The organism is Sphingopyxis sp. H050 (assembly GCF_001468265.1).
Lineage (GTDB): Bacteria > Pseudomonadota > Alphaproteobacteria > Sphingomonadales > Sphingomonadaceae > Sphingopyxis.
Genome location: NZ_LNRZ01000003.1, coordinates 202,707 through 218,370 on the forward strand (window position 1 = coordinate 202,707; position 15,664 = coordinate 218,370).

At 67.4% G+C, this 15,664-nt stretch carries 16 protein-coding genes and 1 tRNA gene; 7 read left to right on the forward strand and 10 right to left on the reverse strand.

The window, feature by feature from the left end:
* Nucleotides 1-170: 170 nt before the first annotated feature.
* The 4 genes from tldD to ATE67_RS07195 form a co-directional block, all read right to left on the reverse strand.
* Nucleotides 171-1,613 carry a metalloprotease TldD gene (tldD, locus tag ATE67_RS07180; RefSeq protein ID WP_058816056.1) on the reverse strand — a complete coding sequence of 481 codons (1,443 nt, stop codon included), beginning with the start codon at nt 1,611-1,613 and terminating at the stop codon, nt 171-173.
* A gap of 39 nt (nt 1,614-1,652) precedes the next feature.
* Nucleotides 1,653-2,210, reverse strand: a complete 558-nt coding sequence (locus ATE67_RS07185) for a DUF4402 domain-containing protein (protein WP_058816057.1) — start codon at nt 2,208-2,210, stop codon at nt 1,653-1,655.
* Between the two features lie 83 nt (nt 2,211-2,293).
* Nucleotides 2,294-2,497: a zinc-finger domain-containing protein gene (locus ATE67_RS07190; RefSeq protein ID WP_058816396.1), complete on the reverse strand. Its 204-nt coding sequence runs from the start codon at nt 2,495-2,497 to the stop codon at nt 2,294-2,296.
* Between the two features lie 43 nt (nt 2,498-2,540).
* Nucleotides 2,541-3,101, reverse strand: coding sequence for a DUF4402 domain-containing protein (locus ATE67_RS07195; protein WP_058816058.1), 561 nt, complete (start codon nt 3,099-3,101; stop codon nt 2,541-2,543).
* Nucleotides 3,102-3,202: 101 nt separating this feature from the next.
* Here ATE67_RS07195 and ATE67_RS07200 point away from each other — a divergent pair, with 101 nt between their 5' ends.
* Nucleotides 3,203-4,123: an ABC transporter ATP-binding protein gene (locus ATE67_RS07200; protein ID WP_058816059.1), complete on the forward strand. Its 921-nt coding sequence runs from the start codon at nt 3,203-3,205 to the stop codon at nt 4,121-4,123.
* Nucleotides 4,124-4,126: 3 nt separating this feature from the next.
* On the opposite strand, the gene ATE67_RS07205 is transcribed toward ATE67_RS07200, so the two are convergent.
* On the reverse strand, nt 4,127-4,951 hold the full coding sequence (locus ATE67_RS07205; protein ID WP_058816060.1) for an endonuclease/exonuclease/phosphatase family protein: 825 nt from the start codon (nt 4,949-4,951) through the stop codon (nt 4,127-4,129).
* Nucleotides 4,952-5,023: 72 nt separating this feature from the next.
* On the opposite strand from ATE67_RS07205, the gene nadB reads away from it, so the two are divergent.
* Nucleotides 5,024-6,601 carry an L-aspartate oxidase gene (gene nadB, locus ATE67_RS07210; RefSeq protein ID WP_082660249.1) on the forward strand — a complete coding sequence of 526 codons (1,578 nt, stop codon included), beginning with the start codon at nt 5,024-5,026 and terminating at the stop codon, nt 6,599-6,601.
* A 58-nt stretch (nt 6,602-6,659) separates the two neighbouring features.
* Nucleotides 6,660-7,043, forward strand: a complete 384-nt coding sequence (locus ATE67_RS07215) for a GxxExxY protein (RefSeq protein WP_058816062.1) — start codon at nt 6,660-6,662, stop codon at nt 7,041-7,043.
* Nucleotides 7,044-7,088: 45 nt separating this feature from the next.
* On the opposite strand, the gene ATE67_RS07220 is transcribed toward ATE67_RS07215, so the two are convergent.
* The 3 genes from ATE67_RS07220 to ATE67_RS07230 are packed head-to-tail and all read right to left on the reverse strand — an operon-like array spanning nt 7,089 to nt 9,711.
* Nucleotides 7,089-7,337 carry a GlsB/YeaQ/YmgE family stress response membrane protein gene (locus ATE67_RS07220; protein ID WP_058816063.1) on the reverse strand — a complete coding sequence of 83 codons (249 nt, stop codon included), beginning with the start codon at nt 7,335-7,337 and terminating at the stop codon, nt 7,089-7,091.
* Nucleotides 7,334-8,530 (reverse strand): M20 metallopeptidase family protein, encoded by a 1,197-nt coding sequence (locus tag ATE67_RS07225; RefSeq protein WP_058816397.1) that lies wholly within the window; start codon nt 8,528-8,530, stop codon nt 7,334-7,336. The genes ATE67_RS07220 and ATE67_RS07225 overlap by 4 nt, the downstream gene beginning before the upstream one ends.
* Nucleotides 8,531-8,535: 5 nt before the next feature.
* Entirely contained in the window at nt 8,536-9,711 is a 1,176-nt protein-coding gene (locus tag ATE67_RS07230) for an acyl-CoA dehydrogenase family protein (RefSeq protein WP_058816398.1), read from the reverse strand.
* Nucleotides 9,712-9,790: 79 nt separating this feature from the next.
* On the opposite strand from ATE67_RS07230, the gene ATE67_RS07235 reads away from it, so the two are divergent.
* Nucleotides 9,791-11,047, forward strand: a complete 1,257-nt coding sequence (locus ATE67_RS07235; RefSeq protein WP_058816064.1) for a dipeptidase — start codon at nt 9,791-9,793, stop codon at nt 11,045-11,047.
* A 3-nt stretch (nt 11,048-11,050) separates the two neighbouring features.
* Here the strand turns inward: ATE67_RS07235 and ATE67_RS07240 are convergent, their stop codons facing one another.
* Complete coding sequence (locus ATE67_RS07240) at nt 11,051-11,455, reverse strand: DoxX family protein (protein WP_443028749.1); 405 nt, start codon at nt 11,453-11,455, stop codon at nt 11,051-11,053.
* Between the two features lie 2 nt (nt 11,456-11,457).
* Nucleotides 11,458-12,750 (reverse strand): FAD-dependent oxidoreductase, encoded by a 1,293-nt coding sequence (locus ATE67_RS07245; RefSeq protein WP_058816065.1) that lies wholly within the window; start codon nt 12,748-12,750, stop codon nt 11,458-11,460.
* A 154-nt stretch (nt 12,751-12,904) separates the two neighbouring features.
* Here ATE67_RS07245 and ATE67_RS07250 point away from each other — a divergent pair.
* The 3 genes from ATE67_RS07250 to ATE67_RS07260 all read left to right on the forward strand — a co-directional run bounded on the left by ATE67_RS07250 (nt 12,905) and on the right by ATE67_RS07260 (nt 15,479).
* Nucleotides 12,905-12,978: transfer RNA gene (locus ATE67_RS07250), tRNA-Gln, on the forward strand.
* A 210-nt stretch (nt 12,979-13,188) separates the two neighbouring features.
* Entirely contained in the window at nt 13,189-14,082 is an 894-nt protein-coding gene (locus ATE67_RS07255) for a TauD/TfdA dioxygenase family protein (protein ID WP_058816066.1), read from the forward strand.
* The gene (locus tag ATE67_RS07260; RefSeq protein WP_058816067.1) at nt 14,079-15,479 is read left to right on the forward strand and encodes an FAD/NAD(P)-binding protein; all 1,401 of its coding nucleotides are present in this window, start codon (nt 14,079-14,081) and stop codon (nt 15,477-15,479) included. The genes ATE67_RS07255 and ATE67_RS07260 overlap by 4 nt, the downstream gene beginning before the upstream one ends.
* The last annotated feature ends 185 nt before the right edge of the window (nt 15,480-15,664 follow it).

A 15,664-nucleotide genomic window follows, 5' to 3' on the forward strand; every position in this document is an offset into this window, starting at 1 on the left:
GGCCCAATTCTTATTGTGTTTGAAGGGGGTATAGGCGCGGAAATGCGCTGCGCCAAGTGAGCGGGGTCACAGGCGCGCACCACGATCGTCACCGCGGACTTGATCCGGGGTCCATGGCCGCGCCGCTGGCGTGATGGATGCCGGGTCGAGCCCGGCACGACGATATCGGGTTACGCCGTCCCGCCGACGGTCAGTCCGCTGACCAGCAGGGTCGGCTGGCCGACGCCGGCGGGGACGCTCTGGCCGCCCTTGCCGCAGATGCCGATGCCTTCGTCGATCGCCATGTCATTGCCGATGCCCATGACCTTGGTCAGCACGCTCGGTCCGTCGCCGATCAGCGTCGCGCCCTTGATCGAGTCGCCCAATTTGCCGTTCTCGATCTTGTACGCCTCGGTGCAGCTGAAGACGAATTTGCCCGACACGATGTCGACCTGGCCGCCGCCGAAGCTTTTGGCGAAGATGCCGGTCTTGACGCGGGATAGCAGCTCGGCGGGATCGTCGTTGCCGCCGCGCATGAAGGTGTTGGTCATTCGCGGCATCGGCGCATGCGCGAAGCTTTCGCGGCGGCCGTTGCCGGTGGGTTCGACCCCCATCAGCCGCGCGTTGAGGCGGTCCTGCATATAGCCCTTGAGGATGCCGTCCTCGATCAGGATCGTCTCGCCGGTCGGGGTGCCCTCGTCGTCGATGCTGAGCGAGCCGCGGCGGCCGCCGCCGACCGGGCTTTCCATCGCGCCGTCGTCGACCACCGTCACGCCGGGGGCGGCGACGCGCTGCCCGATGCGGCCCGAAAAGGCGCTGGTGCCCTTGCGGTTGAAATCGCCCTCGAGCCCGTGGCCCACCGCTTCATGCAGCAGCACCCCGGGCCAGCCGGGGCCGAGCAGCACGGTGAATTCGCCCGCGGGCGCGTCGACGGCGCGGAGGTTGACGAGCGCCTGACTCAGCGCCTCGTCGATCGCGCGGTTCCACTGCGCCTCCTCGAACAGATGGTCGTACATGTAGCGGCCGCCGAGCCCGAAATAGCCGCTCTCACGGCGGCCATTCTCCTCGACCACGATCGAGACGTTGAGGCGGACGAGCGGGCGGATGTCGGTCGCGAGGAAGCCGTCGGCGCGGACGATCTCGACCACCGACCAGCTGCCCGCGAGCGCGACCGAGACCTGCACGACGCGCGGATCGCGCGCGCGCGCGGCGGCGTCGACCTTCTGGCACAGCTCGACCTTCTTCGCGAAGGGGATGAGGTCGAGCGGGTTCGCCTCGTCATAGAGATGGCGGTTGGTGCGCGGCGGCGGGCCGGCCGGCGCCTGCGTCGCGGGGTCGAGCAAGGCCAACGTCTCGGCTGCGCGGCGGATCGCGCCGGCGCTGACGTCGCTGGCATGCGCGAAGCCGGTCATCTCGCCCGAGACCGCGCGCAGGCCGAAACCGGCGTCGGTCGAATAGTCGGCGGTCTTGAGGCGGCCGTCGTCGAAACCGAAGCTCTCGGTCGCGCGATATTGCAGGTACAGCTCGCCGTCGTCGGCCTTGGCGAGCGCTTCGCGCGCAAGCTTCTGCGCCAGATCGGGGTTGAGCGCATCGGCGCGGTAGAGGAAGCGGCGGGGGTCGGTGGGGCTCGTCATGGGCCCGATATAGGCACGCGCGCGCCGCGGCGCCAGCGTTCAGAGATAATTGACGGTGAGCGTGAAGGTGCCGCTGTAATCGCCGGGCGCCTGGTTGGCGCCGACGTTGAGCGTGCCGCCGACATAATAGGTCTGCACGCCGCTGGGCAGCAAGGTCGCCGAGGAGCCGAGGATGCTGACCCCGCCGCCGCTGGTGGTGATCGCGCGGACCAGGCTGGCGGTCATCGTGCCGCCCCCGCCCGCGCGGGTCAGCGTGACATTGTTGTCGCCGGTGACCGTGATGAACAGCAGCCCGCCGGTGCCCTGGAACATCGCGCGCTGTGAAGCCGCGCCGACGAGCGTGACCCCGCCGCTGCCCGAGCGCGCCCCGGTCGCGGGGCTGACCGTGACGGTGCCCGCGGCCGGACTGGTCGCGATGGTGCCGAAATCGAGATCGTCGACCTTTACGAGGGTGTTCGGGCGCACGACGACCGCGCTCGACGTCCCGGTCGTGTTCGCGGCAAAGGCGGGAGCGCCCGCGAGGGCGCCTACCGCAGCAGCGGCGACGGCGAGGCGGCGGAGCGCCGCTCGCGGATAACTGGTCCCTCGAATCCCCACGATTCTGCTCCTGTCTGGAACAGCCTTCTAGGGTCGGGGCATGAATCGATGATGCGCGGGGATGGTAAAGGCGCGCTTAAGCTTTAGCCGTGGTCGGCAACCCCGCCGACGAGGATGAAGCGCCGGTCGCAATAGCCGCAGTCGGCAAAGCCCTCGTCGGGATCGATCTCGAGCCACACGCGCGGATGGCCGAGCGCGGCGTCGGCAAGGCCGTCGCCGGTGCCGTCGCAGGCGATGCGGGTCTTGGGCGTGCGGATCGTCTCGGGCGGGGGGGCGGGCTGGGTCATCGACGCGCCTTTAGCAAGCGCGATGCCCGCCCGCAATCGCCTGTCAGAGGTAATTCAGCGTGATCGTGAAGGTGCCGCTGTAATCGCCGGGCGTCTGGTTCGCGCCGACCTCGAGCGTCGCGCCGACCGGGAAGTTATAGTTGCCGAGCGCGCTCGTTATCGTGAAGCGCGTCGGGGTGGTCGACAGGATCGCAGTCGGCGTGCTGCCGATCTCGAAATCGCGCACGCGCATCCGCGTACCCGGCCCGGTGATGAAGATCGAATTGGCGCCGAGCGAGATATTCACCTGGCGGTTCGGGGTGCCGAGCCCGGCGAAGCGCGCGGGCTCGCCATCGTTGCCGGCGAGCGTCGCGCCGCCGGTGCGCGTGCGCGTCCCGTCGGGTTGCAGCCGCACCGTTCCCGCGGTTCCCGAGGCGATGATGCTGCCGAAATCGAGGTCGTTGACCTTGAAGAAACTGAGCGGGCGAAGCACGATGACTTCGGCCTCGCCCTGCGTCGCATTTTGCGCAAGCGCCGGCGATGCGGCGAACGACGCGAGCAGGAGCGCAATGGCGGCTGGGCCGCGCTGCGCACGCAGCGGGCGAAAGATGTGGCTGGTCCTCACGAGGACTGCTGATAGCGGCGAGTTTCCAATTTAGCGTTAACGCAGCGCTTATCAGCCAATCGCGACTTTCGCCCGCGAAGCCACGCGGCTATGAGGCGGCCATGACCGAAGCCGCCATCCGCATCGACGCCGTCTCCAAAATCTATGCCGGGGGCAAGCAGGCGCTCGACAATGTCAGCTTCGACGTGCCTCGCGGGCAGATCTTCGGGCTGCTGGGCCCCAACGGCGCCGGCAAGTCGACGCTGATCAATATCCTGGCCGGGCTGGTCAACAAGACGAGCGGCAGCGCGAGTATCTGGGGCTTCGACATCGACGCCGACCCGCGCAACGCCAAATATTCGATCGGCATCGTGCCGCAGGAGATCGTCTTCGATCCCTTCTTCACCCCGTTCGAGACGCTCGAGAATCAGGCGGGCCTCTATGGCGTGCCGAAGGACAAGCGCATCTCGGACGCGCTGCTCGCGGCCGTGCATTTGAGCGACAAGCGCGACGCCTATGCCCGCACCCTGTCGGGCGGGATGAAGCGGCGGCTGCTGGTGGCGAAGGCGATGGTCCATTCGCCGCCGATCATCGTCCTCGACGAGCCGACCGCGGGGGTCGATATCGAACTGCGCCAGCAGCTCTGGGAATATGTGCAAAGCCTCAACGACCGCGGCGTCACCGTGGTGCTGACGACGCACTATCTGGAAGAGGCCGAGGAGCTGTGCGACCGGATCGCGATCATCAACCATGGCCGGTTGATCGCGAACAAGCCGACGCGCGAACTCGTCGACATGGCGCGCGAAAAAATCGTCGTCGTGACCCTCGACGCCGACGTCACGGTACTGCCGGCGCATCCGGCGTTCGAGAAGGTCGAGCGCGAGGGCGAGCGCAGCCTTGCGATCAGTTACAACAAGGACCGCATGAACGCGGGCGAGGTGCTCGCCGCGGTCAATGCGATGGGGCACGGCATCGTCGACGTTTCGACGCGCGAGGCCGACCTGGAGGATGTATTCCTCAACCTGACGCGCAGCGCCGCCTGAACCTCAGCGCCGCGTCAGGCGCGCCGCGACGCCGAAATGGTCGGACGGATATTCGCCGTCCACTTGCTCACGGCCGATGACCTGCGCGCCAGCGACTGCGAAGTGCGCCGAGTCGGCAAAGACATGGTCAATCACGCGCGGCGCGTGGCCGCGGGCGGGGTTCAGCGTCGTCGCTGCGGCGCCGGGCGGCAGCGCCGATACAAAGCGCGGCGGTCCCAGCGCCGCGAGCCCGGGATCGTCGAGCGGGGCGTTGAAGTCGCCCATCACGACCAGCGGCGTACCGTCGGCAGGCAGCCAGGCGAGCAGGTCGGCGATCTGTTCGGCGCGCACCGCGGCGGCCTCGGGCTGCCAGGCGAGATGCGTCGCGACGACGTCGACCGGGCCGCTTGCCGTTCGCACGCGGACGCGGATCGCGGTGCGATAGTCCGACAGCGGCGCGAGCTTGCGCCGCGCGACCTCGATCACCGGCAGCCGCGTCAGGATCGCATTGCCGAAGCGCTTGGGCGCGCCCTCCGGGTCCGGGGCGACGAAATGGGTTTCAGGATAGCGGAGGTCGCGCGCGATCGTGACCGCCTGATTGGGCAGGCCCTTGTCCGCGTCCTCCAGCACCTCTTCGAGCGCGATGACGTCGGCGTCGGCGCTGCGGAGCGCCGCGACGAGCAGCGGCCGCCGCTTCGGCCATTGCCCGCCCGCGTCGTGCCAGATGTTGAAGGTCGCAACGTCCAGGCTGCGGCGGTCGCGGGCCGGCATGCGATGCGCGCAAGCGGCAAGCGGCAGCGACGCCAGTCCGGCAAGCAGCGCGCGCCGACCAAGTTTCGCTTCGTACATACCGATAAATTCCCGTGACCTACGACTGCGATCCCCCTGTCATGCGGCGCGATGCTGTGCAACAGAGGCGGCATGAGTGAATACGACGTCATCATCGTGGGATCGGGCGCGGCCGGGCTGACCGCCGCGATCGCGCTTGCCGACCATTGCAAGGTCCTCGTCCTCGCCAAGGGCGAGCTCACCGGCGGATCGACCGCCTGGGCGCAGGGCGGCATCGCCGCGGTGCTCGACGCGGGCGACACGTTCGAAAATCATATCGACGACACGATGGTCGCGGGCGCGGGGCTCAACCGCCGCGAGACGGTCGAGTTCGTCGTCGAGAATGCGCCGCATGCGATTCTGCGGCTGATCGAAATGGGCGTGCCCTTCAACAAGGAAGCAGAGGCGTTGCACCTCACCCGCGAGGGCGGCCATTCCCACCGCCGCATCGTGCATGTCGACGATGCGACCGGTTGGGCGGTGCAGGCGGCGCTCTTGAAGACCGCCGAGGCGCATCCGAACATCACCTTGCTTCCCGGACAGGCGTGCATCGACCTGATCACCGGGCGGCACGAGGAGCGCTATTCGGGCTCGGGCCGCGTGTGGGGCGTCTATGCGCTCGACGAGAAGAGCGGCACGGTTCACGCGCATGTCGGCCGCGCGACGATCCTCGCGAGCGGCGGGGCGGGGCGCGTCTATCAATTCTCGACGGCGCCGCGCGGCGCGACCGGGGACGGCATCGCGATGGCGTGGCGCGCGGGCTGCCGCGTCTCGAACATGGAGATGATGCAGTTCCACCCGACCTGCCTCTACAATCTCGACGTCAAGAATTTCCTGATCACCGAGGCGGTGCGCGGCGAGGGCGGCATATTGAAGCACCCCGTCACCGGGTACCGCTATATGCCCGATTATGACGCGCGGGCCGAGCTGGCCCCGCGCGATGTCGTGGCGCGCGCGAACGACGACCAGATCAAGCGCTTCGGGCTCGATTATGTCCATCTCGACATCAGCCACCTCGACCCCGATTTCGTCGCCGGGCATTTCCCCAACATCTACGACAAGCTGCTGACGCTCGGCATCGACATGACCAAGCAGCCGATTCCGGTGGTGCCCGCGCAGCATTATACCTGCGGCGGCATCCTGATCGACCTCGCCGGCCGTACCGATCTGCCCGGTCTCTACGCCGCGGGCGAATGCACCGAGAGCGGGCTGCACGGCGCGAACCGCCTCGCGTCGAACAGCCTGCTCGAATGCTTCGTCTTCGGCGAGGCGGCGGCAAAGGACATCATCGCGCGCTGGGACCAGCTCGAACCGCCGCCCGCGATCCGCGCGTGGGACGAAAGCCGGGTGACCGACTCCGACGAAGAGGTGATCATCAAGCAGAACTGGACCGAAATCCGCCGCTTCATGTGGAATTATGTCGGCATCGTGCGTACGACCAAAAGGCTGGAACGCGCGCAGCACCGCATCCGCCTGCTGACCGGCGAGGTCGAGGATTATTACGGCCATTTCCGCGTCACGACCGACCTGATCGAGCTCCGCAACCTCCTCCAATGCGCCGACCTGATCGTGAAGAGCGCGCTGCACCGCAAGGAAAGCCGCGGGCTGCACTATACGCTCGACTATCCGGCGCTGTTGCCGGAGGCGGTCGATACGGTGCTGGTGCCGTGAGGTTGGTAAATAAGAATATCTCACGCAAAGGCGCAAAGGCGCGAAGAAGGGGTGAGCGTTGGATATTGAGGGTTTGGCGAGCATCGTCGTCGATTGCGGATTTCACCTTCACAAGAACCTGGGGCCGGGGCTTCTGGAATCGGTTTATGAAGCGATATTGTCTGATCAATTGACGCGGCGCGGCCTGCTCGTTGAGAGACAGGCCCCCATTCCTATTCGATACGATGGAGTGGAATTGCCAGAAGGCTTTCGCGCCGATTTGCTCATCGAAAAATGCCTGTTGATCGAGCTGAAATCCGTCGAGCGGCTTTCGCCGCTCCACGGCAAGCAGGTTTTGACCTATCTGCGTCTATTGAATTTGCCCCTTGGGCTATTGATTAATTTCGGCGGCGAAACTTTTAAAGAAGGCGTTCGTCGCATCGCCAACAACCATCGTGGCTAAGGTCTTCTTCTTTGCGCCTTCGCGCCTTTGCGTGAGACATTCTTCCTAACCGCCCACGCCCAAAAGCCGTCCGACGAAGATCAGCACGATCGCGCCGATGACCGACGCCAGGCAGCCCGCGCGGTGGAATTCGCCGCGGACGCCGCGTGTCGTTACCAGCCCGGCAAGCAGCGAGCCGCCGATGCCGAGCAGGATCGTCGCGATCCAGCCCATCTGCACCGCGCCGGGATAGAAGAAGCGCGCGAGCGCGCCGATGATCAGGCCCGAAAGAATCGCGCCGAGAATGTTGATCATGTGTTGAATCCTTCGTTCAAAAAGCGTTCGGCCAAGGCGGCGTGGAGGGCGGCGCCGCGCGCCATCACCTTTTCGTCGAGCACCATATGGTTGCTGTGCAGGCCGCAGCATTGGCGCCAGTCGCTGCCCGCCTCGCTCGCGCCGAGCCAGAACATTGCGCCGGGAACTTTTTCGAGCACATAGGAGAAATCCTCGGCGCCCATCACCGGATTGTCCATCGTCAGCCAAGCCTCTTCGCCGAAGGTCTCCTCGACGACCGCCTGGCCGAAAGCGACCGCGCGAGCATCGCAGATGGTGACGGGGAAGCCCTCGTCGATCTGCACCTCGGCGGTGCAGCCGTGCGCCTCGGCGATCGCGGGGGCGAGGCGCTTCAATTCGCGCGCGACCATCGCGCGGCGTTCGGGCGACAGGGTGCGGATCGTGCCGAGCATCTCGGCGGTCTCGGGGATGATATTGTTCGTCGTCCCCGCGGCGATCTTGGCGATGGTGACCACGGCGGGATCGAAGACCGAGATGCGGCGCGTCACCATCGTCTGAATCGCGGTGACGATCGCGCAGGCGACGGGGATCGGATCGACGGCGTCATGCGGCATCGACGCATGACCGCCGGCACCCTTGACCGTGATCGAGAGAACATCGGATGACGCGAGCAGCGGCCCCGCGCGCCCCGCAAAAATCCCGTGCGGCGCGTTGGGCATGACGTGGAGCGCGAAGGCCGCATCGGGCAGCGGGTCGATGATCCCGTCACCCAGCATGAAGCGCGCGCCGTGATGGCCCTCCTCGCCCGGCTGAAACATGAAGATCACCGTACCGGGCAGGCGGTCGCGGGCGGCGCACAGCAGCTTCGCTGCGCCGACGAGCATCGCGACATGCGTGTCGTGCCCGCACGCGTGCATCGCCCCGCTGATCTCCGAGGAGAAATCGAGCCCGGTTTCCTCGAGCAAAGGCAGCGCGTCCATATCGCCGCGCAGCAGCACGGTGCGCCCGTTCGCGGGGCCGCGGAGGATTGCGACGAGCCCGGTCGTCGACGGCCCCTCGCGAAACTCGAGCGGCAGGCCGGCAAGGGCGGCCTTGATCTTCGCCAGCGTCCTGGGGTTCTGCAGGCCAAGCTCGGGCTCGCGGTGGATGGCGCGGCGAAGGTCGACGAGGTCGGGGAGGAGGGTTTCGGCCTCGGCGGGCCAGCTTCGGGCGATCTCGTTCACTTCTTTCCTCCAAACAATTGCCGCCCCGCCAGATCGAGCATGATTTCCTCGCTGCCGCCGCCGATCGCGTTGACGCGGACTTCGCGGTAGATCCGCTCGACCTTGCTGCCGGTGATGTAGCTCGCGCCGCCGAGGATTTGGGCGGCTTCGCGCGCGACGGCTTCCAGCATGCGCGTCGCCTGCACCTTCAGCATCGCGAAGTCGGCGGGGCGGTCCTTGCCCTCTTTCACCTGCCAGGCGCAGAGGTCGACCCAGGCCTGCGTTGCCTCGATCTGGCGTTCCATGTCGGCGAGTTTGATGCGGATCGACTGGTGGCCGACGAGCGGCTGGCCGAACGTCTCGCGCTGCTGTGCCCATGCGGCGGCCTCGGCCATCGCGACGCGGGCGTAGGCGCAGCAGCCCATCGCCATGCCGAGCCGCTCGCTGTTGAAATTGCGCATGATGCCGATGAAGCCGGCGTTTTCCTGGCCGATCAGATTTTCGGCGGGGACGCGGACGCCCTCGAAATGGATCGCGGCGGTGTCGCTGCAGCGCCAGCCCATCTTGTCGAGCCGCGTCCGCTCGACGCCGGGACTGTCCATGTCGATCAGCAGCAGCGAGATGCCCGCCGCGCCGGGGCCGCCGGTGCGGACGGCGCAGGTCAGCCAGTCGGCGCGCATGCCGCTGGTGATGAACATCTTGCCGCCGTTGACCACGTAGGAGTCGCCGTCGCGGACGGCCGTCGTCTTGAGGTTGGCGACATCGCTGCCGCCGCTCGCCTCGGTGATGCCGAGGGCGATGATCTTGTCGCCCGCCAATACTGGTGGCGCGATGCGCTGTTTCAGCTCGTCGGAACCCAGCGCGAGGATGGGGGGCAGGCCGATGCCGTGCGTCATCAGCGACGCGCCGAGCCCGCCCGCGCCGACCGCGGCGAGTTCCTCGGTCAGCACGAGGCCGTGGAAATTGTCGAAGCCCTCGCTGTGCCCGCCATATTGCTCGGGATAGCGCAGGCCAAGGATACCCGCCTCGGCAGCTTTCTTGTGCAGCGCGCGCGGAAGTTCGCCCTCGGCCTCCCAGCGGTCGATATGCGGCGCGATCTCGCGGGTGACGAAGCGGCGGACGCTTTGCGCCAGCGCTTCGTGGGTTTCGTCATAATAAGGCGAGCGCGCGCGCCAGTCGTCGAAGGCTGTCATGCGAGCGATGCTGCGCGGCGTTGACGGGAACGTCAAGCGGGGCTTGCGCTGCGGCAACAAGCACTTAAGGTCGCGCGCCATGAACAAGCCCACCCTGCTCGCCGGCCTCGCCGCCTTCGCCCTTATTTCCACCCCCGCGCTGGCCCAGAAGACGCCCGAAGCGGTCGCCGAGGCGGCGCTCAAGAAGGCGCCCATCTTCGACGGGCATAACGACGTGCCGTGGGAGCTGCGGGGCAGCGTCGGCAATGTCATCAACGCCTTCGACTTCAACGACACCACCAAAGCCAAGCCCGACGGAAGTGTGATGCACACCGACATCCAGCGCCTGCGCAAGGGGCATGTCGGGGCGCAATTCTGGTCGGTCTATGTGCCGTCGAACACCAACGAGCAGCAGGCGGTGCAGCAGACGATCGAGCAGATCGACGTCGCGAAAAGGCTGATCGCGCGTTATCCGAACGATCTCGGCTTGGCGTCGACCTCGGCCGAACTCGAACGGCAGATGAAGGCTGGGAAGGTCGCCGGCATGCTGGGCGCCGAGGGCGGCCAGTCGATCGGCTCGTCGCTCGCGGTGCTGCGCGAGCTTTACGGCATGGGCGTGCGCTATATGACCCTGACGCACAGCAAGAACACGCCGTGGGCCGATAGCGCGACCGATGCGCCGAAATATGACGGGCTCACCGATTTCGGGCGGCAGGTGGTGCAGGAAATGAACCGCCTCGGCATGATCGTGGACCTCAGCCACGTCAGCGAAGCGACGATGAAGGATGCGCTGGAGGTGTCGAAGGCGCCGGTGATGTTCAGCCACTCGGGCGTGCGCGCGGTCAACGACCATCCGCGCAACGTCCCCGACAGCGTGCTGCCCGCGGTGAAGGCCAATGGCGGCGTCGTGATGGTCGTGCTCTATGCCGCCTTCCTCGATCCCAAGCTGCGCGCGCATGGCCTGTCGCGCACCGCCGAAAAGGCGCGGCTCGAGGCGCTGTATGTCGGCAATCCCGATGCGGCGACCGCGGCGCTGAAGGCATGGGACGCGGCGAACCCCGCGCCGCAGACGCCGATCGGGATCGCGGCCGACCATATCGACCATCTGAAGAAGACGATCGGGATCGACCATATCGGGATCGGCGGCGATTATGACGGGATGGACGCGACCCCGGTCGGGCTGGAGGATGTCGCCGGCTATCCGCGCCTGTTCGCCGAACTCGCGCGGCGCGGCTATACGCAGGCCGAGCTCGAGAAGATTTCGAGCGGCAACATGATCCGCGTCCTGAAGGCGGTCGAGGCCTATGCCGCGAGCCGGAAGGGCCAGCCGCCGATCGAAACGCCGGTCGCGAAATAAAGATCAGGAGCGGCGGCGAAACGGCCAGTCGGTCGCGCCGCTGGCCCACAGCGCCCACCAGATGATGACCGGTTGCAGCGCAAGCCGCGGGCCGTGATACCACCAGCTCAGCGTCTCGCCGTCGATGGCGACATTCGCGAGCGCATGGTGGACGTTGGCCGGCCAGACGCAGAGCGCATAGAGCGCCAGGCCCCAGCCCGCCGCCTTGCGCAGGCGCGGGATCATCAGCCCGGCGGCGCCCGCCAGTTCGGCGATGCCGGTCGCCGTCACGACCAGTTCGGGTTGCGGCACCCACGGCGGGGTGATCGCGACGAAGGGCGCCGGCGTCACGAGGTGGCGATAGCCCGCATAGCCATAGGCGAGCGCCAGCAACCAGCGCAGCGCCGTCCGAATGCCTGACGGGTCCAGGCTCACCGCCCGATCGCGGCGAGCATCGCCTCCACGCTGGTGAATTTCTCGCGCGGACGCCCGTCGAGCGCGGCGGCGACCTCGGCCGCCTCGATCCTGCGCCAGTCGCGGAAGGTGACGGGCGTCACGTCGCGGCTGGCGAGCAGCGCGTCGAGTCCCGCCCGGCCTTCCTTCGCGGCCCCGCGCCCGATGTCGTCGAGCACCAGCTCGGCGATCCGCGCGCCGTCGGGCTTGTTCGTTCCGATCGTCCCCGACGGCCCGCGCCGCGCCCATCCGACCGCATAGAGGCCGGGCAGGATCCGCCCTTCGTCGCTCGCGAAGCGGCCGCGGCCGTGCTCATAGGGCACGCCGGGAATCGGCGGCGTCTGATAGCCGATGCAGCTGATAACGAGGCCCGCGTCGATGGCATAGGTCTCGCCGGTGCCGTGGCTGCGCAGATCGGCATCGAGCGTCGTGCGCTCGACGATCACGCGCTGCACCCTTCCGTCACCCTCCAGTCCGACCGGCATCGCGAAGAAGTCGAAGTCGATCGTCACCGGTTTGGCGACCGGGTTCGCCGCAAACTGGCGAAGGTGCGTCACCGACTTGCGCATGCCGGGTTCGAGCATCGCGTCGTCGCCCGCGTCGGGCAGGTCGGCGGGGTCGACGCGCGGGCTGGCGCGTTCCAGATGGCCGAGCTCGCCGAGTTCTTTCGGGGTCATCGCGATCTGGTGCGGACCGCGGCGGCCGAGGATGTGGATATGGCGGACAGCGCTTTCCGCGAGCGCATCGCGGGCGTGCGACACGATGTCGCTGCCGGCGAATTCGGCCGGCGTCTTGGCAAGGATGCGCGCGACGTCGAGCGCGACATTGCCGTTGCCGATCACTGCGACGCCGGGGGCGTCCAGCGGCGGGTTCAGTCCGGAGAAATCGGGATGGCCGTTGTACCAGCCGACGAATGCGGCGCTGCCGATCACGCCGGGCAGATCGGCGCCGGGAATGTCGAGGGGCCGGTCGTTGGGTGCGCCGGTCGCGAGCACCACCGCGTCGTAGAGCCCGGTCAGTTCGTCGATGCTGACGTCGGCGCCGACCGAGACGTGGCCGACAAAGCGGACATTGTCGGCAAGCGCGACGCCCTCATAGCGGCGCGACACGGCCTTGATCGACTGGTGATCGGGGGCGACGCCGGTGCGGATCAGGCCATAGGGAACGGGCAGCCGGTCGATGACGTCGATCGCGATATCCTCGGCCTTTTGCAGCGTTTCGGCCGTATAATATCCCGCCGGGCCTGACCCGACGATCGCGACATGACGCATCAGCCAACCTCCTTCGGGGTCCCTGCGCCGGGGCGCGGCCCCTTTTGTTATGGCCTGATGCTAGCGGCGAAATGGAGGAGAGCAAGCGGACTGTTGCGCCGCGTCGCAGCAGCCTTGACAGCGCGCCCGCGCAATCATATTGCGCCCGCCTCTTTGCCCCGTCGTCTAATGGTAAGACTACGGATTCTGATTCCGTCTATCGAGGTTCGAATCCTCGCGGGGCATCCACCTCTTCCGAAAACAGCCATAAGATGCGTTCGCCTTGCGGATTGGGCCGTGCGCGCCCTCTGTCCGCCGCACTGCGCGCGGCCAGTCGTGGCTTTCGCCCCTTTCGCCGTGGCGTCACTTGTCAATCTTATCGGTTGAATTATCTTGCCCGCTGCGGGACGGATAGCCCGCCGACCGAATCACCCGCCGATCGTCCCAAGGAGAGAGTGGATGGCCAGCCTTGCCCAGAGCCCCGACATTTTTGACGCCGCGCGCGCGCTCGGCGTCGTCATCCTGCCGGCGACACCGACCATCGGCGCGGAAATCAGCGGGCTCGATCTCGACCGGCCGTTGACGCCCGAGGAGGGCGAGCTGCTGCGCGCGGCCTGGCTGCGTTTCAAGGTCGTCTTCTTTCGCGATCAGGACATCAGCCACGAAAGCCACGTCCGGCTCGGCCGCTTTTTCGGCGAACTCGAAGGCCATCCGGTCATCCCCTCGGTCGAGGGCTATCCGGAGATTTTGCGCATCGAGGGCGTCGAGGGCGTTCAGCTGACCGGCGACACGCTGGGCGCTTTTCAGGCCTATAACAAATGGCACACCGACGTGACCTTCCGCGAGCGGCCGTCGATCGCATCGATCCTGCGCGCCCGCCACCTGCCGCCGCTGGGCGGCGATACGATGTGGGCCGACGCGGCCGCGGCTTATGCCGGGCTGCCGCAGGCGGTTAAGGACCGGATTGAGGGGCTGGAGGCCGAGCATGACATCGTCCGCAGCTTCGGCGGGCTGGTGAGCGAGGAAAAGAAGGCGCAGCTCGCGCGCGACTTCCCGCCGGTGCGCCACCCGGTCGTGCGCACGCATCCCGAGACGGGCGAGAAGGTTCTCTACGTCAATTACACCTTCACGACGCGCATCCTGGGCCTGCCCGAGGAAGAGAGCGACAGCCTGCTGCGCTTGCTGTTCGACCGGATCAAGGTGCCCGAATATCAGGTGCGTTTTCGCTGGACCCCGAACGCGATCGGCATCTGGGACAATCGCTCGACCCAGCATTATGCGGTGGGCGACTATTGGCCCGAATATCGCGCGCTCGAACGCGTGACCGTGTCGGGCGATATCGTCACCCGATGACCTTCGTCGCCACCCAGCTCCTCTCGCCGCGGCCGCGCTTTCGCACGGCGACGCGCGTCGCGATCGTCGGTGCGGGCTTTTCGGGGACGATGCTGGCGCTGAATTTGCTCGAGCAGGCCGATGTCGAGGTGCTGCTGATCGAGCGCGACCGCCAGCGCATGGGCGCCGGGGTCGCGTACAGCAGCAGCGAAAGCGCGCACCTGCTCAACGTTCGCGCGGGCAATATGAGCGCCTTTGCCGACAAGCCCGATCATTTCTGCGACTGGCTGGCGGCGCGCGGGCTCGGCTGCGATGCGGCGTTCGTGACGCGCGCGACCTATGGCCGCTACCTGCGCGAGGCGCTGGCGGGCGCGATGGAAAAATATGGCCGGCGCCTGAAGCTGGTCGATGACGAAGTGCTCGATATTGCGGAGCGCGGCGGGCAGGTGACGCTCGGCCTGGTCAACGGCGGGCTGATCGAGGCCGACCGCGCGGTGCTGGCGATCGGCAATCTGCCGCCGCACGATCCGCCCGCGATCGCGGGCGCGCACCTGCCGTCGCACCGCTACATCGGCGATCCCTGGGCCAGCGCCTTTGAGGAGGGGCTGGAGAAGGACGCGCCGGTGCTGGTAATCGGCACCGGGCTGACGGCGGTCGACGTGATATTGCGGCTGGTGACGCATGGCCATGAAGGGCCGATCACCGCGCTGTCGCGCCGCGGTCTTCGCCCGCACCGCCATATCGACGGCCTTCGCCCGAAGCCGATCCTCGCCAAGCCGGCACCCGAATTGTCCGAACTGGTCGCGTGGGGGCGCGCCGAATCGCGAGTCCGGGATTGGCGGCTGGTCGTCGATTCGATCCGCCCGATCACGCAGATGATGTGGGCGTCCGCCGATGCCGAAAAGCGCGCGCGCTTCCTGCGCCATCTGCGGCCTTTCTGGGACGTGCATCGCCACCGGCTCGCGCCCGAGGTCGCCGACCGGATCGACGCCCTCGTGGCATCGGGGCAGCTCGATTTTCGCGCCGGCAAGATCGCCGATGTGGCCGTCGAGCCCGATGCGCTTGCCGTCTCGTGGCGTCCGCGCGGCGGCGACGAACCGGTCGTCACGCGCGCGGCGCGGATGATCAATTGCACCGGGCCGCAGGGCGACCTGCTGCGCTCGACCGATCCGCTGGTGAAGCGGATGCTGAGCGCCAAACGCATCCGGCCCGACGCTCTGCGGCTGGGCCTCGACATCGACCGCGACGGGCATGTCGTCGACGCGAAGGGCCAGCCGTCGGAGCATATCCTGGCGATCGGGCCGATGACGCGCGGCGACCTGTGGGAGGTCGTCGCGGTGCCCGACATCCGCATCCAGGTGAGCGCACTCGCGCGGCGCCTGGTCAACGCGCACTGGACGGGCGGCGAGGGGCTCTAGGCCCTCCCGACCGGAAAATTTCTCGCCCCCCTGCATCCACCGGCACCGCTGGCGCCGTCTAGTCTGTGATCGGCGCTTGCGCCGGTCCGGCGGCGACTCCGCGCGCATCCTCGTCCCTTTCCCCGTTTGGGGCCGACGATGCGCCTTGCCGGGGGTCGCCGCCTGTGGTTTCACCATGCCGTCCG

What these genes read in the sequence shown, in the direction of transcription:
- tldD (WP_058816056.1), bottom strand. Translation starts at nt 1,613, where the DNA reads ATGACGAGCCCCACCGACCCCCGCCGCTTCCTCTACCGCGCCGATGCG.
- ATE67_RS07190 (WP_058816396.1), bottom strand. Translation starts at nt 2,497, where the DNA reads ATGACCCAGCCCGCCCCCCCGCCCGAGACGATCCGCACGCCCAAGACC.
- ATE67_RS07200 (WP_058816059.1), top strand. Translation starts at nt 3,203, where the DNA reads ATGACCGAAGCCGCCATCCGCATCGACGCCGTCTCCAAAATCTATGCC.
- ATE67_RS07205 (WP_058816060.1), bottom strand. Translation starts at nt 4,951, where the DNA reads ATGTACGAAGCGAAACTTGGTCGGCGCGCGCTGCTTGCCGGACTGGCG.
- nadB (WP_082660249.1), top strand. Translation starts at nt 5,024, where the DNA reads ATGAGTGAATACGACGTCATCATCGTGGGATCGGGCGCGGCCGGGCTG.
- ATE67_RS07220 (WP_058816063.1), bottom strand. Translation starts at nt 7,337, where the DNA reads ATGATCAACATTCTCGGCGCGATTCTTTCGGGCCTGATCATCGGCGCG.
- ATE67_RS07230 (WP_058816398.1), bottom strand. Translation starts at nt 9,711, where the DNA reads ATGACAGCCTTCGACGACTGGCGCGCGCGCTCGCCTTATTATGACGAA.
- ATE67_RS07235 (WP_058816064.1), top strand. Translation starts at nt 9,791, where the DNA reads ATGAACAAGCCCACCCTGCTCGCCGGCCTCGCCGCCTTCGCCCTTATT.
- ATE67_RS07245 (WP_058816065.1), bottom strand. Translation starts at nt 12,750, where the DNA reads ATGCGTCATGTCGCGATCGTCGGGTCAGGCCCGGCGGGATATTATACG.
- ATE67_RS07255 (WP_058816066.1), top strand. Translation starts at nt 13,189, where the DNA reads ATGGCCAGCCTTGCCCAGAGCCCCGACATTTTTGACGCCGCGCGCGCG.
- ATE67_RS07260 (WP_058816067.1), top strand. Translation starts at nt 14,079, where the DNA reads ATGACCTTCGTCGCCACCCAGCTCCTCTCGCCGCGGCCGCGCTTTCGC.